The organism is Xanthomonas sp. WHRI 8932A (assembly GCF_035012785.1).
Classification (GTDB): Bacteria; Pseudomonadota; Gammaproteobacteria; order Xanthomonadales; family Xanthomonadaceae; genus Xanthomonas.
In genome coordinates, this window is the sequence record NZ_JAYGQQ010000016.1 from 41,075 (window position 1) to 61,042 (window position 19,968).

General features: G+C 67.1%; 17 protein-coding genes, 2 other RNA genes and 1 riboswitch. Of the genes, 13 read left to right on the forward strand and 6 right to left on the reverse strand.

From position 1 onward, the window contains the following. Positions 1 to 28 precede the first annotated feature (28 nt). From VC212_RS22130 to VC212_RS22190, 13 genes are all read left to right on the forward strand, one after another. Positions 29 to 104: non-coding RNA, sX9 sRNA (locus VC212_RS22130), on the forward strand. A 719-nt stretch (positions 105 to 823) separates the two neighbouring features. Continuing rightward, positions 824 to 1,050: riboswitch (cobalamin riboswitch) on the forward strand. 114 nt (positions 1,051 to 1,164) lie between these two features. After that, complete coding sequence (btuB, locus tag VC212_RS22135) at positions 1,165 to 3,042, forward strand: TonB-dependent vitamin B12 receptor (protein ID WP_323515625.1); 1,878 nt, start codon at positions 1,165 to 1,167, stop codon at positions 3,040 to 3,042. Positions 3,043 to 3,289: 247 nt separating this feature from the next. Beyond that, the gene (locus tag VC212_RS22140) at positions 3,290 to 3,883 is read left to right on the forward strand and encodes a hypothetical protein (RefSeq protein ID WP_323515623.1); all 594 of its coding nucleotides are present in this window, start codon (positions 3,290 to 3,292) and stop codon (positions 3,881 to 3,883) included. Further along, positions 3,880 to 4,491, forward strand: coding sequence for a hypothetical protein (locus VC212_RS22145; RefSeq protein WP_323515620.1), 612 nt, complete (start codon positions 3,880 to 3,882; stop codon positions 4,489 to 4,491). The genes VC212_RS22140 and VC212_RS22145 overlap by 4 nt, the downstream gene beginning before the upstream one ends. Beyond that, a complete protein-coding gene (cobO, locus tag VC212_RS22150; protein WP_323515617.1) occupies positions 4,488 to 5,099 on the forward strand; it encodes a cob(I)yrinic acid a,c-diamide adenosyltransferase in 612 nt (203 codons plus the stop codon). Before VC212_RS22145 ends, cobO begins: the two co-directional genes overlap by 4 nt. A 72-nt stretch (positions 5,100 to 5,171) precedes the next feature. Continuing rightward, on the forward strand, positions 5,172 to 6,086 hold the full coding sequence (gene cbiB / locus VC212_RS22155) for an adenosylcobinamide-phosphate synthase CbiB (protein ID WP_323515616.1): 915 nt from the start codon (positions 5,172 to 5,174) through the stop codon (positions 6,084 to 6,086). Between the two features lie 84 nt (positions 6,087 to 6,170). Then, on the forward strand, positions 6,171 to 7,154 hold the full coding sequence (gene cobD, locus VC212_RS22160) for a threonine-phosphate decarboxylase CobD (protein ID WP_323515615.1): 984 nt from the start codon (positions 6,171 to 6,173) through the stop codon (positions 7,152 to 7,154). Beyond that, positions 7,151 to 8,626, forward strand: a complete 1,476-nt coding sequence (locus VC212_RS22165) for a cobyric acid synthase (RefSeq protein ID WP_323515612.1) — start codon at positions 7,151 to 7,153, stop codon at positions 8,624 to 8,626. The genes cobD and VC212_RS22165 overlap by 4 nt, the downstream gene beginning before the upstream one ends. Next, positions 8,614 to 9,135, forward strand: coding sequence for a bifunctional adenosylcobinamide kinase/adenosylcobinamide-phosphate guanylyltransferase (gene cobU, locus VC212_RS22170; protein WP_323515609.1), 522 nt, complete (start codon positions 8,614 to 8,616; stop codon positions 9,133 to 9,135). The genes VC212_RS22165 and cobU overlap by 13 nt, the downstream gene beginning before the upstream one ends. Next, positions 9,132 to 10,178, forward strand: a complete 1,047-nt coding sequence (cobT, locus tag VC212_RS22175) for a nicotinate-nucleotide--dimethylbenzimidazole phosphoribosyltransferase (protein WP_115562687.1) — start codon at positions 9,132 to 9,134, stop codon at positions 10,176 to 10,178. Before cobU ends, cobT begins: the two co-directional genes overlap by 4 nt. Beyond that, entirely contained in the window at positions 10,175 to 10,789 is a 615-nt protein-coding gene (locus VC212_RS22180) for a histidine phosphatase family protein (RefSeq protein ID WP_323515606.1), read from the forward strand. The genes cobT and VC212_RS22180 overlap by 4 nt, the downstream gene beginning before the upstream one ends. Further along, a complete protein-coding gene (locus VC212_RS22185) occupies positions 10,786 to 11,520 on the forward strand; it encodes an adenosylcobinamide-GDP ribazoletransferase (RefSeq protein WP_323515602.1) in 735 nt (244 codons plus the stop codon). The genes VC212_RS22180 and VC212_RS22185 overlap by 4 nt, the downstream gene beginning before the upstream one ends. Before the next feature lie 99 nt (positions 11,521 to 11,619). After that, positions 11,620 to 12,522 carry an AraC family transcriptional regulator gene (locus tag VC212_RS22190; protein ID WP_323515599.1) on the forward strand — a complete coding sequence of 301 codons (903 nt, stop codon included), beginning with the start codon at positions 11,620 to 11,622 and terminating at the stop codon, positions 12,520 to 12,522. 119 nt (positions 12,523 to 12,641) lie between these two features. Here the strand turns inward: VC212_RS22190 and VC212_RS22195 are convergent. The 6 genes from VC212_RS22195 to VC212_RS22220 all read right to left on the reverse strand — a co-directional run bounded on the left by VC212_RS22195 (position 12,642) and on the right by VC212_RS22220 (position 19,925). Next, positions 12,642 to 12,717, reverse strand: a non-coding RNA gene (locus tag VC212_RS22195) — sX9 sRNA. 61 nt (positions 12,718 to 12,778) lie between these two features. Continuing rightward, positions 12,779 to 13,975: a type III PLP-dependent enzyme gene (locus tag VC212_RS22200; protein ID WP_323515597.1), complete on the reverse strand. Its 1,197-nt coding sequence runs from the start codon at positions 13,973 to 13,975 to the stop codon at positions 12,779 to 12,781. Then, positions 13,972 to 15,741, reverse strand: a complete 1,770-nt coding sequence (locus VC212_RS22205) for an IucA/IucC family protein (RefSeq protein ID WP_323515594.1) — start codon at positions 15,739 to 15,741, stop codon at positions 13,972 to 13,974. The genes VC212_RS22200 and VC212_RS22205 overlap by 4 nt, the downstream gene beginning before the upstream one ends. Continuing rightward, the gene (locus VC212_RS22210; RefSeq protein WP_323515591.1) at positions 15,719 to 16,903 is read right to left on the reverse strand and encodes an MFS transporter; all 1,185 of its coding nucleotides are present in this window, start codon (positions 16,901 to 16,903) and stop codon (positions 15,719 to 15,721) included. The genes VC212_RS22205 and VC212_RS22210 overlap by 23 nt, the downstream gene beginning before the upstream one ends. Next, positions 16,900 to 18,702, reverse strand: a complete 1,803-nt coding sequence (locus VC212_RS22215; protein ID WP_323515589.1) for an IucA/IucC family protein — start codon at positions 18,700 to 18,702, stop codon at positions 16,900 to 16,902. The genes VC212_RS22210 and VC212_RS22215 overlap by 4 nt, the downstream gene beginning before the upstream one ends. Beyond that, a complete protein-coding gene (locus VC212_RS22220; protein ID WP_323515586.1) occupies positions 18,699 to 19,925 on the reverse strand; it encodes an ATP-grasp domain-containing protein in 1,227 nt (408 codons plus the stop codon). The genes VC212_RS22215 and VC212_RS22220 overlap by 4 nt, the downstream gene beginning before the upstream one ends. Between the last annotated feature and the right edge of the window lie 43 nt (positions 19,926 to 19,968).

Consider the following 19,968-nt stretch of genomic DNA (forward strand, 5'->3'; position numbering starts at 1 on the left):
GGCGAGCGCGGCCGGTACTCGGTGCGGCATGGACCACGCGTCCACTCCGGTTCTTCCGCGCCGTCCACACCCACCTGACGACTGCTCGCTACGTTTTGTTGGCCACTCTTGGAACAGCGCTCCCGTCGGATACCAAGGCACGGCGTGCGCGCCACCGTCGCGCGTATCTTGGGGCGCTCGTACTGCTAGCGCGGAGCGGGGTTGGGCTGGGTATGGCAAAGCACGGTGCCCGCCGGTACTGGCTTCGGTAAGGGCGGCAGCGCGGCCGGGGATTGGCTCTTCGGCTCGGTCAGACATCCTGTCTGACTCGCCGCCGCGGCACATCCTTGTGCCGCTCTCCGCCAATCCCCAGCCGCGCTGCCGCCTCGGGACGTCGCTTCCATGACCCGGAAATTTTGGACACGCGAATGAAGTTTGGCTTGAAGCCCTTCTCCCGCCGGGAACGGCTCGCCCCTCTCCCGTCGGGGCGAGGAGGAATAGTTTGCGCGCGATGGGCGCGGGTGGCCTTGGAGCGCACGCGCCGCAAGCGCAAGCGCAAGCGCAAGCGTGGGCTGGGGCGCGGAGCGGGTGTGTGGGCGCGCGATCTCAATTACGGGGGCGAAGCCCACGCATATGTGCGAGATCAAGCTCGGTGGCGGACATACAAGTAATCCCAGCATGCTGCTTCCACACATGGCATGAGGCTGCGCTGCGTCCCCTCATCCGGCGCTGCGCACCTCCTTCTCCCGATGCGAGAAGGAATCAGTAGTCACCATCCCGGCGCGTGACGACGCGCTGCGCTTGGTCGGTCGCACCAGACCGCTGAGGCGCCAGCCAATCCTGCTACCATGCGCGCCCCTGAGGTGACTGCCGGCTGGCCGGTGGTTTAAACGGGAATCCGGTGCGCGCATCGCCTTGGGCGAGTCGCAATTCCGGAGCTGCCCCCGCAACGGTGGGCGAGACAAGGGTCTGCATGTCACGCCACTGTGCTTTGCATGGGAAGGCGCAGACCCGGGAAGCATCCGCTTCCGCTCGCAAGCCCGGAGACCGGCCTGAGGGATTGACCCGGCACGCGGTGGGCGTGGCCTTGCGCGTCCGATGCTGCTGCGTCGGGCGGCTGGCCCGTTGCTGCGTGTCGCCCCATTGCCCCCGCGCGGGTCGGCGCGGTTTCAGGAGCAGCAGTAGATGTCCCTTTCTTCCGTTTTGCCATCTCGCGCCGTGTTGGCGGCGGGGTTGTCGCTGTGCGTGATCAATCTCGCCCAGGCCGAAGCCGCCATCGATCTCGACGAAGTGGTGGTCACCGCTTCGCGGACCGCGCAGACCCAGGACCAGACGCTGGCGCCGGTCACGGTGATCGACCGCGCGCAGATCGAGCGCCGCCAGATCAATTCGCTGCAGGACCTGCTGCGTGGCGAAGCCGGGGTGTCGCTGGCCAATAACGGCGGCCCGGGCAAGGCGACCTCGTTGTTCCTGCGCGGCACCGAATCGGATCATCTGGTGGTGCTGATCGACGGCGTGCGCATCGGCTCGGCCACCGCCGGCGGTGCGGCGTTACAGGATCTGCCGATCGAGCAGATCGAGCGCATCGAGATCGTGCGCGGGCCGTTTTCCAGCCTGTATGGCTCCGAAGCATTGGGCGGCGTGATCCAGATCTTTACCCGTCGCCCGCAAGGCCGCTTCGTGCCGACGCTGAGCGTGGCAGCCGGCAGCGACAATGCGCGCCGTTATGGCGCCGGTGTCGCCGGACGCAGCCAGGGCGATCTGAGCGAAGCCGGCGGCTGGTATTCGGTCAACGCCGCGCATGACGAAACCGATGGCATCAATGCGTATCTGGACACCCGCTCCAGTGCCTACGATCCGGACCGCGACGGTTACCGCAACGATTCGCTGAGCGCGCAGGGCGGCTGGCGCTTCAATCGGCAGTGGGATGCGGACGTGCACGCTCTGCGCGCGCAGAGCCGCAACGAATACGACGGCTCGGCTTTCGGCGGCAATCTGTCCAAGGGCGTGCAGCAGGCCGTGGGCGGGCGCGTGCGCTATGCGCCCAGCGATGCGCTGACCTTCACCGCCAGCCTGGGCAGCAGCGCCGATTTCAGCGACGCGTATTACGAGGGTGCGTACCTGTCGACCTACGACACACGCCGCAAGCAGGGCTCGCTGCAGGCCGACGTCAACACCGGGCCGGGCCTGCTCACGGTCGGTTTCGACTGGCAGCGCGACGCCATCGCCAGCAGCGACACCTACGACGCCGATAGCCGCATCGACCGCGCCGCATTTGCGCAGTGGCAGCAGAGCTTCGGCAGCCAGTCGCTGCAGGCCAGCCTGCGTCGCAACGACAACAGCCAGTTCGGTGGCAAGACCACCGGCAGCCTGTTGTGGGGCTGGGACTTCGCCGAGCATCTGCGCGTGACCGCCAGCTACGGCACTGCGTTCAAGGCGCCCACCTTCAACGAGTTGTACTACCCGGATTACGGCAACCCGCTGCTGGGGCCGGAGACCTCCAAGAGCGCCGAGCTGGGGCTGCGCGGCAACTACGCCTGGGGCACCTGGACGCTCAATGCCTTCCAGACCCGCATCGACGATCTGATTGCCTACGACGCCTCGCTGGTGGATGCCACCCATCCGTTCGGGCAGCCGAACAACATCGACCAGGCGCGCATTCGCGGCGTGGAAGCGGGCTACGACACCCAGCTGGCCGGCTGGACCGTGCGCAGCGCGCTGACCTGGCTACAGCCGCAGGCCGATGGCGAGGTCAATCACGGCAACTGGTTGCCGCGGCGCGCGCGGCAGAGCGGGCGCATCGATGCCGACCGCAGCTTCGGTGCCTTCAGCGTCGGCGCCAGCCTGTTCGGTTCCGGCAAGCGTTACGACGATCTGGCCAACACCGAGCGGCTGGCCGGCTACGGCCTGCTGGATCTGCGCGTGAGCTATGCGATCGACGCGGACTGGAAGGTGCAGTTCACCGCAAACAATGTCTTCGACCGCCAGTACGAGACCGCACGCTGGTATGCGCAGCCGGGGCGCAACTATCTGCTCACCTTCCGCTACCAGGCGGCGCAGTAGCGCGCGGGCAGCCGGTGCATGTGCGATGGCGGGATGCATGCAGCCGATAGCGACCGGCCGCAGCATCGCGCAACTCCTCGCACTGGTGGCAGTGCATCGCTCCAACGCACCACTGAGCAAACGGCTGCAGCCGGACCGCCAGTGACCCGGCAGCATCAGTAGCAATGTGCCACTCGTACACTGCAGCATCTCCCGTTTGCCTGTCTCCACTGCTAGCGCATCTGCGTCTGTACTCGAAGGAACACCGATGACCCCGCTCTCCCGTCCCGCCGAACGTGCTGTCTTCATCAGCTTGATGCTGGTGATGACTGCCACCCGCTTCCATCACGTCAGCGACTGGCTGCATCTGCCGGATGCGTCGATGGCGGTGTTCTTTCTAGGCGGTCTGGTACTGCGACGGCATGCGTTTTTTGTCGCCCTGCTGGTGTTGTCGGTGGTGATCGATTGGGCCGCGGTCACGGTGGCCGGTGTCAGCGACTTCTGCATCACCGCCGCCTACGCGGCACTGCCGCTGGCGTACGCGGTGCTGTGGTACGCCGGCCGGGCCTATCACGCGCGCCTTCGCCCGGATGCGAGGTCGATGTGTATTGCGTGGGGGCTGGGCATCTTGGCCGCTGTGGTGTCGTTCCTGATCTCCAACGGCGCGTTCTACTGGTGGGGCGGGCGCTATGCCGAGCCGCATTGGGCGCAGTATCTGCAGCGCGCAGCGCAGTGGGGTGCGTTGTTCGTGCGCACCACCGCGCTGTATCTGGCGGTTGCGCTTGCCGGTGCGTGGTGTGTATTGCGCTGGCGTGCCGCGCGCACTGCAGCGCCGTTATCGGCCCCGCTGGAGCGGTCATGACGGTTGCACGGCAAACGCGCACGCCGGCACGCGCGCCACTGCAAGGCGCCGCCGCATGGATGTGCGGTAGCGCGCTGGTGTTGTTGATGGTGTGCACGCGCGGCGAGCATTTCGCCAGCGTGGATGCATTGCCCAGCGCATCCTGGGCAGTGTTTTTTCTGGCTGGTGCCTTGCTGCGCCCGCGGTGGATGCTGCCGCTGCTGTTCGGGGTGGCGTCTGCGCTGGATCTGATCGGCCTGGTCTCCGGCAGCATCAGCGATTGGTGTCTGTCGCCGGCCTATTGGGCGCTGGCGTTGGCGTATGCGGCATTGTGGTTGGGTGGGCGCGTGTATGCCTTGCAGCTGCACCGCGACGTGTGGCGCGATGCGGCCCGCCTGCTGTGCGCAGTGCTGCTCAGCGGCAGCCTGGCGTATCTGCTCTCCAAGGGCGGCTTCTACTTCTTGTCCGGCCGTTATCCGCAGGCCACGCTGGGCGGGTTTCTCGCGCGCGTGCCTGACTATTACCCGCACGCACTCGGCACACTGGCAGGCTATGTCGGCGTCGCTTTCGCGTTGCTGGCTGTACTGCGTGGCATCGCCACACGTCACCCGATTGGAGCAAGCGCATGAGCACACCCGAACACGACGACGCGCATTACCGCGAACGCGCGCAGCGCAAGAAGGAGTTGGTGGACCGACGCATCGCACGCGCGGTCATCGACCGTGGCGTGCTGCTGGTCAATACCGGTAATGGCAAGGGCAAGAGTTCGTCCGGCTTCGGCATGCTGGCACGCTCGCTCGGGCATGGCCTGTACTGCGGCGTGGTGCAATTCATCAAGGGCACGTTTTCCACCGGCGAAGAAGCGTTTTTCCGCCGCTTTCCGGATCTGCTCGACTACCACGTGATGGGCGAAGGCTTTACCTGGGAAACCCAGGACCGTGCACTCGATATCGCCGCTGCGCAGGCCGCCTGGCAACTGGCGCGCGGCATGCTGGCCGACCCGCGCTACGACTTCGTGCTGCTGGACGAACTCAATATCGCCTTGGTCAAGGACTACATCGCGCTGGACGAGGTGCTCGCAGCCGTGGCTGCGCGTCCGCCCGGACAGCATGTGGTGATCACCGGGCGCGGTGCGCCGGCCGGGTTGATCGAGGTCGCCGACACCGTCACCGAGATGCGCGTGATCAAGCATGCCTTCAACGCCGGCATCAAGGCGCAGCTCGGCATCGAGTTGTAGGCATGACCACGCGCGTGCAATTGCCTGCAGCTGCATCGGCGTGTGTCCTGTCATGACGCAGGGACGCCCACCATGGCGCTGGTGATTGCCACGGCCGCCGTGCTGCTGGATCTGCTGCTGGGCGAACCGCGGCGCGCGCATCCGCTGGTGCTGTTCGGCCACTGGGCACAGCGCGTGGAAGCACGCCTGTACCGCGATCGTCGCGGTGCAGGCGTGCTGGCCTGGTGCACGGCGGTGGTGCCATGGACGCTCCTGGCAGGCGCGTTGCAAGCGCTGCTGTGGTGGTGGTCGGCGTGGGCGGCAACTGTCTTTGCCGCCGTCATGCTGTATCTGGCGCTGGGATTGCGCAGCCTGGGCGAACATGCGCAGCCGGTGATCGATGCATTGCAGGCCGACGACCTGGCAGCGGCGCGTCTGGCCGTGGGCCGCATCGTCAGCCGTGACACCGCCGCGCTCGATGCCACGCAGGTTGCCGCCGCAGCGACCGAGTCGGTGTTGGAAAACGGCAGCGATGCGGTGTTCGCTGCGCTGTTTTGGGGTGTGCTGCTCGGCGCGCCGGGCGCAGTGCTGTATCGGCTGTCCAATACGCTGGATGCGATGTGGGGCTATCGCACGCCGCGCTACGCCAACTTCGGCTGCGCTGCGGCGCGTATCGACGATGTGCTCAATTGGGTGCCCGCGCGGCTCACCGCCGTGACGTACGCGCTGCTCGGCCGCAGCCGTACCGGCATGCGCTGCGCCTGGCAGCAGGGGCGCGGCTGGAAGAGCCCCAACGCCGGTCCGGTGATGGCGGCAGGTGCCGGCGCGCTGCAGGTGCAACTGGGTGGGCCAGCGCCGTACCACGGCCACTGGCAAACACGGCCGCAGCTGGGCGAGGGCATGCCGGCCAGCGCCGGCAGCGTGCGCCGTGCGCTGCTGCTGGTGCGTGCCGGGGTGCTGCTGTGGTTGTTGCTCTGTGCACTGGCGTTGGCGCTGGTGACGCCATGACCGGCCACAACTCCCTTGCGCGCAGGCGCTGCGTCGACCATCGGCAATCTCTGTGCAGTCACGCACCATCTCGTGGAGTCGCTCATGCTTGAACACGGAGGCCGGTTGCGCCGCGCCGCGCAGACTTACGGGATTGCGCTGTCGCACTGGCTGGATCTGTCCACCGGGGTGAGCCCGTTCGCCTGGCCCGTGCCTGCCATCCCGGAGCAGGCGTGGCAGCGCCTGCCGGAAGACGACGATGGTCTGGCCGAGAGCGCCGCGGCCTATTACGGGGCGCCGCATGTATTGCCGGTCGCCGGTTCGCAGGCGGCGATTCAGGCCTTGCCGCTGTTGCGCAGCCGCAGCCGGGTGGGCGTGCTGGCACCGGGGTATGCCGAACATACACACGCGTGGCGACGCGCCGGCCACACCGTCGTACCGCTGCCGGCGGGGCCGTTGCTGCAGACGGCGGAGACCTTCGATGCGGTGGTGCTGATCCATCCCAATAACCCAGGCGCAGAGACCTTCGATCGCGAAGTGCTGTTGCAGCTGCATGCGCGTCTGGCAGCACGCGGCGGTTGGTTGGTGATCGACGAAGCCTTCATGGATGCCACGCCGCACGACAGCGTGTGCGCGCAGACCCCGCAGCCTGGCTTGATCGTGCTGCGCTCGGTCGGCAAGTTCTTCGGCATGGCCGGCGCGCGGGCCGGGTTTGTGTGCGCGCAGCCGCAGCTGCTGGATGCACTGCGCGAGCAGTTGGGGCCGTGGACCGTGAGCGGCCCCACCCGCTGGGCGCTGCAGCAGGCGTTGGCAGATACCCAGTGGCATGCGCAGGCCCGCGAACGCCTGCACGCGGCATCGCAGCGGCTTGCGCAGCTGTTGCGCAGCCATGCGATCGCACCCACCGCAGGCACGGCGTTTTTCCAATGGTGTCGGCGCGACGATGCGGCCGTGTTGCATGCGGCGCTGGCGCAACGCGGCATCCTGACCCGCCTGTTCGATACCCCGGCCAGCCTGCGCTTCGGCCTGCCGCCCAATGCAGCCGCCGAAGCACGCCTGGATGCTGCGTTGGGTGAGGTATTGGCGTGAGCGCACGCGTGTTGATGGTGCAGGGCTGCACCTCCGATGCCGGCAAGAGCACGCTGGTGGCCGCGCTATGCCGCTGGTTGTATCGCCAGGGCGTGGCGGTGGCACCGTTCAAGCCGCAGAACATGGCGCTCAACTCGGCAGTCACCGTCGATGGTGGCGAGATCGGCCGCGCGCAAGCGGTGCAGGCGCAAGCCTGCGGGCTAGAGCCGCACACTGACTTCAACCCGGTGTTGCTCAAACCCAATAGCGACACCGGGGCGCAGGTGATCGTGCATGGGCACCCGGTCGCCACGCTGGATGCGGTGGGCTACCACGCTTACAAGGCCACCGCGCTTGCCGCGGTGTTGGCCTCTCACGCACGGCTGGTCGAGCGTTTCGAGGTGGTGCTGGTGGAAGGCGCCGGCAGCCCGGCGGAGATCAATCTGCGTGCCAACGATATCGCCAACATGGGCTATGCCGAGGCAGTGGATTGCGCAGTGATCCTGATTGCCGACATCGACCGTGGCGGCGTGTTCGCGCATCTGGTCGGCACCTTGGCCTTGCTGTCGCAGAGCGAACGCGCACGCGTTGCCGGGTTTGTCATCAACCGCTTTCGTGGCGATCTGGCGCTGTTGCAACCGGGCCTGGACTGGCTGGAACGCGAAACCGGCAAGCCGGTGCTCGGCGTGTTGCCGTATCTGCACGGCCTGCAGCTGGAGGCCGAAGATGCGCTGCCACGGCAGGCGCTGCACAAGCCGCACGCGCAGCTACGCGTGGTGGTGCCGGTGCTGCCGCGGATCAGCAACCACACCGATTTCGATGCCTTGCTGGCGCATCCGCAGGTGGAGGTGCAGCTGGTCGGTCCGGGCCAGACGCCACCGCCCTGCGATCTGATCGTGCTGCCGGGCAGCAAGGCGACGCGCCAGGATCTGCAGTGGCTACGCGCGCATGGCTGGGACACCGCCATCGCACGCCACCTGCGGTATGGCGGCAAGCTGCTCGGGATCTGCGGCGGTCTGCAGATGCTGGGCGAGCAGATCCACGACCCCGATGGCATCGAAGGTCCGGCCGGCAGCAGTGCCGGGTTGGGCTGGCTGGCACTGGACACGCAGCTGCACCCGCACAAGCAATTGCACCGCGTACACGGGCGGCTGGCGCTGGGAGATGCGGCTGCCAGTGGCTACGAAATTCACTGCGGTCTCAGCACCGGCGCTGCGTTGGCGCGGCCGTTAGTGCAGCTGGACGATGGCCGCAGCGATGGCGCCATTTCCGACGACGGCCAGGTGCTGGGCACCTATCTGCACGGCATCTTCGATCACCCGCAGGCACTGGCCGCGTTACTCGCATGGGCCGGCCTGGCGCAGGCAACGCCGCTGGATCTGGCGGCGTTGCGCGAGGCCACGCTCGACCGTCTTGCCGATGCGGTGCACACGCATTTAGACACCGCCGCGCTGAAGCGGCTCACCAGCAAGGAACCGGCATGCGGCAGTTGATTCTGGGTGGCGCGCGCTCGGGCAAGAGCGCACTGGCCGAACGCCTTGCCGCCAGCGCGGCCGAGCAGGTGTGCTATGTGGCCACCGCGCAGGCATTCGATGACGAAATGCAGCAACGCATCGCCCATCACCGCAGCCAGCGCCCGCCACATTGGCAGTGCGTGGAAGAACCCATCGCATTGGCCGCGACGCTGCAGGCGCTGGCCGCGCCCGATCGCTGCGTACTGGTCGATTGCCTGACGCTGTGGCTGAGCAACCTACTGGGCCAACCGGATGCTGGCGCATTTGCGCGCGAACGCGACGCACTGCTCGCAACGCTGCCGCAGTTGCCTGGGCAGATCGTATTGGTCAGCAACGAAGTGGGGCAGGGCATCGTGCCACTGGGCGAACTCACGCGTCGTTTCGTCGACGAAGCCGGCCGGCTGCATCAGGCATTGGCGCTACAGTGCGAACGTGTGGTGTTTGTCGTGGCGGGTTTGCCGATGGTGTTGAAGGGAGAACAGCTGTGAGTAGCGACTGGATCTTTGCCGCATGCGCGGTGCCGGATGCGCGCGTGCGCGCGGCTGCGCTGGAACGGCAGGAACAACTGACCAAACCGCCCGGCGCGTTGGGCCGGCTGGAGCAACTGGCCGTGCAATTGGCGGCCTGGCAACGCAACGCGCAGCCGACCGTGCAGCGCGTGTGGATTGCGGTGTACGCGGCCGACCATGGCGTTGCCGCCGAAGGCGTGTCGGCGTTTCCGCAGGCGGTCACCGGCGAGATGGTGCGCAATTTCGCACGCGGCGGTGCGGCCATTGCGGTGTTGGCGCGCGAACTCGGTGCGCGTCTGGAAGTGGTGAACCTGGGCGTGGTTAACGACCCCGGCGAATTGCCGCGCGTGCGTCGCGCCTGGATCGCACCCTCTAGCGCCAATATCTGCGAGCAACCGGCGATGACGCCCAGCCAGTTGCGCGACGCGCTGGCTGCCGGTGCGGAGAGCATCGCGCAGGCCAAAAGTTGCGACACGCAGTTGTTTGTTGGCGGCGAAATGGGCATCGGCAACACTACCGCCGCTGCCGCATTAGGCTGCGCGCTGTTGTCGCAGTTTCCGCAGGCGATGGCCGGCGCCGGCACCGGCCTGGATGCCGAAGGCATCGCGCACAAGGCAACGGTGATCAGCCGCGCATTGGCCTTGCACGCCGACGCCGCCACGCCGCTGGAACGGTTGCGCCGGCTCGGCGGGTTCGAGATCGCCGCCCTGGTCGGCGCGTATATCGCTGCCGCGCAGGCCGGCATTCCGGTGCTGGTAGATGGCTTCATCACCACCGCTGCGGCGCTGGTGGCCACCCGTCTGAATCCCGGCGTGCGCGAATGGCTGTTGTTCGGACACCGCTCACAGGAGCGCGGCCACGCCGCCTTGCTACGCGCCCTGGATGCCGAGCCGTTGCTGCAACTGGACCTGCGCCTGGGCGAAGCCAGCGGCGCAGCGGTGGCGATTCCACTGCTGCGCAGCGCCTGCGCCTTGCACAACGGCATGGCCACTTTTGCCGAAGCCGGAGTGTCCGACGCATGAGCACGCAGATCACCTTGCTGCGGCATGGCGACACCGGCCAGCGCAGCTATCGCGGCCAGCTCGACGACCCACTCACCGCGTTGGGATGGCAGCAATTGCGCGCAGCCACCGCCGAGGGCGAATGGGAGGTGGTGGTGTCGTCCACCTTGCAGCGCTGCGCAGCCTTCGCTACCGAACTGGCCGACGCGCGCGGCTTGCCGCTGCAGCTGGACGCACGGCTGCGTGAGTATCACTTTGGCCGCTGGCAAGGCGTGCCGGTGGCCGAGATCGATCGCGACGAAGGCGAAGCGCTTGGCCGCTTCTGGGCCGACCCGCTGCGCCACCCGCCTCCGCAGGCCGAGCCGTTCGAGGCGTTCTGCGCGCGGCTCGCCGCGGCGCTGGATGCGGTGGTCGCCACCTACCCGGCGCGCCGCGTGCTGGTGGTCACCCATGGCGGTGCTATCCGTGCAGTGCACTGCATGGTGGCCGGCAACGGGTTCGGTCGCATGACCGAGCTGGCGGTGCCGCACGCCTCGCTGCATCCGCTGGCCTGGCCACCGGCCAACGGCGTTGCCGCAGCGCTGCCATCGGTGCCGGCAGCAGCACCGCAGTCTGCACACGACGCCGGATGATCGATGGGCTGCTCGCGGCGATCGGCTTCCTGACCCGCATTCCGGTGCCCGGTGCGGTGTTCGCCCGGCCGGGCGTGCAGACACGTTCGTTGCCGTGGTATCCGGCGGTCGGCCTGCTGCTCGGTGCGCTGCTGTGTGGCCTGGCGTGGTGCCTGCGCGATGTCGCGCCATTATTGGGCGCGGCATTGCTGTTGAGCGCATGGACCTGGCTGACCGGCGCCCTGCACCTGGACGGGCTGGCCGACATGACCGACGCCTGGGTCGGCGGTATGGGCGACCGCGCACGCACCCTGGCGATCATGAAAGACCCCACCAGCGGACCCATGGCAGTGACCGCGCTGGTACTGGTCTTGCTGCTCAAATGCGCCGCACTGGCCACATTGCTGCCGCACGCACCGTGTCCGCTATGGCTGGCGCCATTGCTGGCACGTGCCGCGGTGGTGGCGGCCTTTTTGACCACGCCATATGTGCGCGCTGGCGGCCTGGGCAGCGCGTTGGTCGCCGCACCACGTACAAGCTTGTGGCTGGCGTTGATACTGGCGACTGTGGTCTGCATCGCTGCCGGTATGGCGATCGCGGCTCTGTGCCTCGGCACTGCTGCACTGATCTTCGTTCTATGGCGCCGCGCCTGCATGCAGCGCCTGGACGGCATGACGGGCGATACCTGCGGCGCGCTGGTGGAACTGACCGAAACCGCAGTGCTGGTGATGCTGGCGCTGTGGCTGGGTTGAGCCGCACGCTGTCCAATGGGGTGCAACATTCCGCAAGATCGGGACCGCGCCGGCACGCGATGCAGTCGATGCTGATGCCGTCACCAGGGAGCCAACACCATGCATGCAGCAGACTCAGCAGTTAGCAGTTGGCAACGCGGCGTGGAGCGCGTCATCGCGCATCTGCAGGCCAGCATTCGCAGCGGCGCCGCATTGCCGGATCTGGCCGAATTGGCAGGCATCGCGCACCAGTCGCCGTATCACTTCCATCGGGTCTATCGCGCCCTGACCGGTGAGGCCGTGGGCCACACGGTGGCACGCTTGCGGTTGAGTCAAGCCCTGCATTTATTGGGCAGCGACGATGCGTCGGTGACTGAGGTCGCGCTCGCGGTGGGTTACCAGACACCGCAGGCGCTGGCGCGTGCCTGCCGCAGCGCACTGCAGGCCAGTCCCACCGTCTTGCGCTCGGCGCCCGCATTGCGGGCCAGCAAGCTGCAGCAGTTATCGACGCCGGCAACGTTGGCAAACAGCCCGTCAGCACCGCTGCAGGTTAGCGTGCAGACGCTGGAGCCATTCGAATTGGTGGTGCTACGCAAGCGCGGCGCATTCGACGACCTGGATCGCGGCTTCGGCCGGATTGTGGCCTGGGCGGCGCGCGCCGGCATCGTCGACAGCCTGCAGTGTCTGGTGGGATTGCCGCTGAGCGATCATCGCGACGTTCCGGCGCACGCGCATCTGTTCGAATGCGGTGTGGGGTTCGACGCAGTGGCCATGCCAGCAGCGCCCTTGCAGTTGCGCCGTCTGGACGGCGGACCGCACGCCGTCCTGCGCCACGTGGGTTCGTATGCCGCGCTGGAAGATGCGCTGGACCAACTATTGGCTGCCTGGCTGCCCGGCAGCGGCTACCTGCTGCGCGATGCACCGCTGCATTACCTGTATCTGGACGATCCGGAAGAAACACCCGAAGCGATTCTGCGCGCCGATATTCGGGTGCCGGTGGCGGCGATCCAAAAGCGTGGTTGAGGTGACGGACGCAGTGCCGCACGCGTAGCTGAGTTGCAGAGCGATTGTGCAAGCTGTTGCCTTCGCGCGAAACATCTGCATGCGCAGGGCCGACATGCTCGCTGAGTTGCTTTCAGAGCCGCCAACAAAACGTAGCGAGCAGTCGTCAGATTGGTATGGACGGTGCGGAGGAACCGGAGTGTAAGCGTGGTCCATGCTGCACCGAGCATCGGCCGCGCCCGCCTGGCGGTGAGCACAGTCCTTTTGTTAGCTGCTCTCAGTCGATCGCCGGCAAAAACACCTTCTGCGGCGGCGGATGCATCAAAAATTGCTGGTGCGAAATATTCCACGCATAAGCGCCTGCCAGCGGAAACGCGAGGCAGTCGCCCGGGGCCAGTGCGGCGACGGGTTGGTTGCGCGCCAGGACGTCCTTGGGCGTGCAAAGCTGGCCGACCAAGGTCACCGGGGTGTCGCTGATGACCGGCGCGTGCGTCCCGCGCAGCACGCGGAATGGGTGGTCGTGCGCTTGCGCGGCCGGCGTGCGGAAGTGATGGGTGCCGCCGCGTGCGATCGCAAACCAAGCGCCGTGGCTGCGCTTGAGGTCCAAGACCTCCATCAGGTACCAACCGCAGCTGGCGCTGACGTAGCGGCCCGGTTCCAGGCGCAGACGCAGCGCGCTGCCGTGTTCGTGCAGCAACGCGGGCAGCCCGGCACAGAAACCGGCCCAGTCGAACGAGGACTCCGGCGCCAGATAATCCACGCCGAAGCCGCCGCCCGCGTTGACCCGCAACGGCCCGAGCGCATAGGTCTGCCGCCATTGCTGCACGGTGCGCAAGTACGCAGCAACAAGATGCAGTTGCGCGCCGGCATCGCGTTGATGCGACATCAGATGGAAATGAAAGCCCTCCAGTCGCAGCGACGGACTGGCGCGCAGCAGCTGCATGGCGGCGTCCAGATCCTGCGGGTCCAGGCCGAATGGCGAGGGCTGCCCGCCCATCATCAACCGCGTGCTCTGTGCGCCGGGCACGGCGATGTTCATGCGCAGAAACACCGGGACGCAGCGGCTGGCGTGTGCCGCAATCGCAGCCAGCCGTTGCAGCTCGCCGAGGCTTTCCACGTGCACGGTGCAGTCGGGCAGGGCAGCGGCCTGGGCCAGCTCGCTGTCGAGTTTCCCCGGCCCGCCAAACAGCAGCGCTGCCTGCGGTTGCTGCGCATGCAGCCAGGCCAGTTCGCCACCGGACGCGGCTTCGAAGCCATCCACATGCGGCGCCAGCGTCTGCAGGATCTGCGGCTCTGCATTGGCTTTTGCCGCATAGAACAGCTCGCACTGCGCCGGCAGCTGCGCGCGCATCCAGGCCGCATGCGCGTGCAGTGCGGCCAGATCGTACAGGTACGCGCAAAGCGGGCCATCGCTGCTCGCCCGTAGCTGCGGTAGCGCGTGGATCACTGCAGCGGTATCGATGTGCAGGCTCATGCGGCGACCTGCCGTGCGGTGGCGATGTGTACAATCGGGTTGGGTAATGGGGTGTAGTCGGACTGACGGTCGGCCCGTTGCAGCAGGCGCGTGCCGAGATTGTTCTTGCCCGGCAGCGGGGCGCCGTCGATCAGGCCTTGCAGCGCCGGCTGCGCGCCATGGTGTTGTTGCCAGCGTGCGGCGAGCTCGCCCACGCACTGCCAGAGCCGCACTTCCAGCACGCCATCGCCTTCGGTCAGATGGAAGATGGCTTCCGCCAGATTGTTCACCAGCGCGCAATAGGCAACGCGGTTCCAGCCTTGTTCCGGCGTGTAATACAGCGATTGCCGCGCACGTTCGCCCACACCCTGCAAGCGGCTTTCCGGCCAATGGTGAGCCAACAGCTTGGTGCCTTCCAGATCGCGAATCCACACGCGCGTCGGCCAGCCCTCGGCAAAGCCGATCACGGTGTTCTGCAGATGCGGTTCCAGCGCGATGCCATGCTGGAACAGCGCGCTCCACACGCCATCCAGCAACAGGCCTGCATAGGCGCGGAACCACAGCAGCGTGGCGGCGTGGCGGTCCATCTGTGCGCTGCTCAGCGCCTGCAAACGCTGGGCACACACGCTGTTGCCCTGCGCATCGCAGGTAAACAGGGCGGCGGCCACCTGCGGCTGCCAACGTGCGCGTTGCGCAGCAGGAATGGTCTTGCGATACAGGATGCCGAAGCTTTCGGACAACGCACGTGCGGCTTGCGGGTCGGCATCGTGCAGGGCGCGGTCGATCTGCGCGACATCCAGCGACGTGGCGGCAGGCTCCAGCATCACGTCGAAGCCCGGTACCTGCGCCGCCAGTGCCTGCCAGCTGGGCGCCAGCAGGTCGGTCAGCGCGACCGCACTTTCCAGCTCGTACCACGCATTCTTGCGGACGCAATTGGTCAGCCGCACATGCACCGAGCACTTGAGAAAGTAATCCAGCTGCGGGTGATACAGCGTCCGCACCGACGAGGTGGGCCTTAGTGCATCGCCGCGCAGGCCGACCGGCGTGATCCATCCGCGCGCTTGCAAGGTGCGCAGTAACGGGTCGTCGAGCAGGCGTTGCGCCTCCCACGGATGGCAGGGGTAGAGATCGTCGCTGCCGGACAGCTGCCTCAGGCTGGCGCGCACGTCCTTGCCTTGCACGCGCAGCAGGCGTGAGTCGATACGGAACCAGAACAACTGAAATTCCGCACGCGCTTCCGGTGCACAGGCGAGCACGTGGTCAAGCGCCACGCCTTCGCGGCTTTTCGGTGTGGGATGCAGCGCGTGTCCCCACAGCATTGATTGCTCGGCATCGATCATCGCATCGCCGGTGGGTGCGGTGCGGTGTGCCTGGCGCAACATCGCCGCAGTGATCGCCACGCTGTTGGCGCTTTGCGCAAGCAGCTCCGGATTGACCGCCTGCGTGCTGCCCAGCGATTGCAGCAGGCAGCGCGCCAACGCATGCGCGTCGAGCGCGTGCCACGGTTGGCCGGCACTTTTGAGAAACGGTGTGGACGCGAAGCGGCAGCGGCCCAAACGGTCTGCGTAGGCAATGCGCACGCACACCGCGCCGCTATCGCCCAGGTCGATGCGCAGCCAACGTTGCTCGGCCATGCGCGGCCCAGGGCGATCCAGCCCGCGGTAATCGAAATCGGCTGCGCGTTGCGGGATGGCAAACTCGCGCAGGTAGCAGTTCAACCAGCAACTGCAGGCCTGTGCATCGGCCATGCTGTCGTACCAGGGGTCATGCATCGTGTGCAGCGACATCGGCAGTTCTCCTTGAAGGAAAGCGCACCGCAACGGTGAGCGCAGCGCCAGCCGCAGCCACTGCAGCGGCCAGGAAAGGAAGTGCGGGGCCGGCGGCCTGGGCCAGCGCACCCGCTGCAGCGCCAGCGGCCACGCCGGCCCACTTGCCGCAGGCATCGAAACGGCCGAACAGGCGACCGGCGCCCTGGCCGCTGGCGACCAGCGCCAGGCTGCGATTGAGCCCGCGCAGGCCGAACAACATGCCAACGCCGAACAGCAGCCGCGCCACCGCCAGCGCGACGGCGTCGTGCAACAGCGCCTGCCACAGGCAGGCCAGCGCAAACAGCAGCAGCCCCGGGATCAGCCATGCCTCGCCATCGCCGCGCCGCCACCACGGCAACACCACCAGATAGACCAGATGCGGCAGGCTGTAGAGCAGGCCGGCAAGCGCGTCGTGACCGGCACCGCGTGCAAGCGCATAGGGAATGAAGTACGGAAACGTCACCACCATCGCGAAGCAGAACAGAAACTGCGCGAGCAACAAGGCCGGCCACAACGATGCTGTGGCGGCCAACGGGCGTGTTGCAGGTTCGGTGGCTGACGACGACGTCGCTGCAGCGCGTGGACGCGCGTTGGGCTGATCCGCCGGCAACCGCCAGGTCAATGCAAATGCAAGCAAGGGCAGCAACGCGAGCGCGCGGTAGAGCGACTGCGCCGGACCCAAGGCGAGGGCCAGCCCCAGCAACGCCGGTGCGCTGACCATCGCCAGCCGCGCCGAATACTGCGTCCAGTCCAGTGCGCGCGCCAAGGGGCCGGCCTGCGGTTGGCTGGCCAGATATGCATTGGCTGCCGCCAGCGAGCCCCCGCAGGTGCCTTGCACGATCAGGCCGATCACCAGCCAGCTCAGCGAGGGTGCGAAGCCGGCAATCGCAAAGCCCAATGCCAGCCCCAGTTGCGCGCGCAGCAACGAGCGTTTGCGTCCGTAGCGGTCCGCCAATCGCCCCCAGGTGCTCGCCGTCAACGCAGTGCACAAGGTGGGCAACACATACAGCACGCCGCTCCAGCCCACCGCCGCGGTAGGCGCCAGTTCGGCCAAGACTTGCGGCAGAAACAGCGGCATGCCCAGGGCGGTGAAGGCCGCCAGATAGTGGGCCGCCAGCACCGGGGCGAGGATGCGTTTCATTGCTGACTACCGGCATGGCGACGCGGTTGCGGCTGTGTGTGCGCAAACGCGTTGCCGAACGGATTGGGTGCGCTGTCGCCGTAGAACTTGTTGATATCGGTCGCACCGGTGAGCTGCTTGCTTAGCAGGCTGCCGGCGCTGAGCAGGTACTTCACCGGCAGCCGTGGTGCGGCCAGCAGGCGCCGCGCGGGCGCGGTGTCGATGCCATCGGCATCCAGCGTTGCCAGCGTCTGCGCAACCTGGTCCTGCAGTTGCGCAGCCAGCGGCGCGCGCAAGGCCGGCTGCCAGTCGGCTAGACCCTCGAGGACCGCCTGCAGATCCAGTTGCAGCACGATGGTGCAGAACATCTGCGCCAGCGCGTGTGTCTCGTCCACCGCGATCCGTGCGTCCTGCAGCGCGCCCAGGGTCTCGATGTCCGGCAGCTGCGCGCGCAATTGCGGCATGGCGATCCGCGCGGCGTCGTTGTCCTTCATCAACAGGCGCGTGGGCTGGCCATGCGCATAGACCAGCACGCTGTTCTGTTGATTGGCTTCCAGCGCTATGCCGTAGCGCAGCCACAGCCGCAGATGCACCGCAAGCAACAGTTCGGTGTACTCGCGCCACCAGGCCTGCACATCGCCATGCGCAAACCGGTCGGCCAGATGCAGCGCCAGCGGCCGGCCGTCGGGCATCGGTGCGCATAGCGCGGCCACCGGGACCAGCGTGGTGGCGTCCAGCGGCGGATAACGCCGCACCAGATAGGCCAGATGCCGGGTGTCGCCGACATGCCCGCCATGCGACTCGTCCACGAACACGCAACGTCCCTGCAATGCGGGGTCGTGCGCGTCGATACGGCGTAGCGCGCGCTCCAGCCAGTGCCCGTCGTATAGCGTGGAAGGTTTGATCAGGCGCAGATTCAATGCGCCCAGCGTGCGCATCGGGATCGGCAGCTTGAGATGCAGATGCGGATGCTGCAGCGGCACCAGCGTGCGCACCGACAGGGTGGGGCGCACTTCCAGCCAGGCCTGCGGTGCGCGCAACGTCCCGGGTGGAAGCGAGAAGCCCGGCTGCTCCAGACGCTCCCAGACCAGCGGATGCACCGGCCAGGCGATGTGCGTCGCGGCGAGCGCGGGCGGCAGGCCCAGGGTGGCGAAGTCCGGCCATAACGCCTCTGGCGGCGCGCTGGTGCAACTGGCTAATGCACGCGGAATCGCCAGCCAGCGCAGCGCGAAGGTGGGCGCAAATTCCGGTGCGTAGTGGCGCAGTTCGTCTGCGTCCAGGCCGGCCTTGGCGCGTGCGGTGGGGTAGAACGGATGATCGCGGTAGCTGGCCAGCTGGTCGCAGCGGTACGCGCGTTTGGCGGCGTCGTCATGCTGCAGCGCCTCGGCCAATGCGGGCGCCTGCGCGACATAGGCCTGTTGCGCAAGACCACGGTGCGCTGCGGCGCACTCGGCTTCGTCGGCATAGGCACGATGCAGCTCCTGAGTCTGCACATCCAGCTCGGCGCTCATGCGTTGCAGCCACGCACGCGCGCCCTGTTCGACATACGCAGCGTCGGAACCCTGCACGATCCAGCGATCGCCGCAGGCGCTGATGTCCTGCAGCACGCCGTGGCGATGGATCGGCAACCACAGCGTGCCGTTGGGCAGATGCGCGATGCGCCACCAGCCGTCCACCGGGCTGGGGTCGGTCCACGCGGCCAACACGCTTGCGTCGGGCGTGGCTGGCGTGCCACGGCTGACGATCGCGCGCAGGTCTTCGCGCAGGCAGGCATCGATGATGCGGGTGGCGATGTAGCGCTGGTCGGCGGTGCTGCTCATGCGTGCACCTGCGCGTTGTCGATGCGCCAGTGCAGGCCCGCTTCGGCATGCACCACGGCCTGTTGCAGCGCCTGTGCATCGCTGGCTACGGCGCTCAACACGCCCAGGTAATCTTTGTTGGAATGGCTCAGCTGGATGCGCTCGCCCGGTGCACGCATGCGCCGGTACTGCACGTCGCTGTGTGCATCGTGATGACGGCGGTCTTCGCTGGCGGTGACCAGCTCGCCGTCGCGCTCGGCCACGTAATAGCGCAGCAAGGCATGCGCGCGGTCGCTACGCAGCTGCGGTAACGGTTGGCCAAGATGCGGCGCCAGCGCTGCGGAAAACCATTGCCCGCCGAACATGCCATCGAGCAGAAATTCGCGGCGGTCGCCGATGCTGCGGTAGTTGATCTCCACCAGCATCGGACCATCGTCAGTGAGGATGAATTCGCTATGGCATAGCCCAAATCCGACGCCGAAGGCGCGCAGCTGCTGCAGTGCCTGCGCAATCACCGGGGTCTGTACGTGCGCATCCCACTGCGCTTCGCATTCGACAAAATGCGGCGGTGGCGACAGCCGCACCTTGAAACCGCCGATGGCGTGCAGCGTGTGCCCATCGCCCAGCGTTTCCAGGGTGAACAACGGTCCGTGCAACATGCCTTCCAGCAACACGGTGCGCTGCGGGTGGCGCTGCCACAGGTCGTCCAGATAGCTTTGCAATTGCGCAGCATCGGCGCAGTGGCGTACATCCAGGCTGGCCACGCCTTCGCGCGGCTTGGCCACCACCGGCCATGGGATATCCGTTGGCACTGCGGCGCCCGACGTCAGCGTGCAGAACCACGGGCAGGGCAGGCCGCGTGCACGCAGGCGTTGCCGCATCGCCGCCTTGTTCTTGGCGGCGTAACACACCTGCCAGTCCTTGCCCGGCAGCCCAAAGCCGGCTGCCACAAGCGCAGTGCTGGTCTGCAGATGATCGCTGTTGCTGAAGACCGCGCGCGGCGCAATGCCGGCGTCATGCAGAACATCCAGCACGCCCAGCGGATTGAAGACATCGCATTCGATTACCCGCTGCGGCGCCTGCGCAGGGTGGTCGCGGAAATAGGCCAGGTGATCGAGGCGATGGTCGGTCAGCAGCCACACCGGGACGCCTTGCGCGTGCGCGGCCGGCAAAAAGCCGTCGGTGATGGCCGGGTGGCAGACATGGGTGAGGATCACCAACGGTGCAGCGGATGTTGCAGTCATGGCAGTTCTCGTTCGACAGGGCGGTGGGAAAACCGGTACTGAA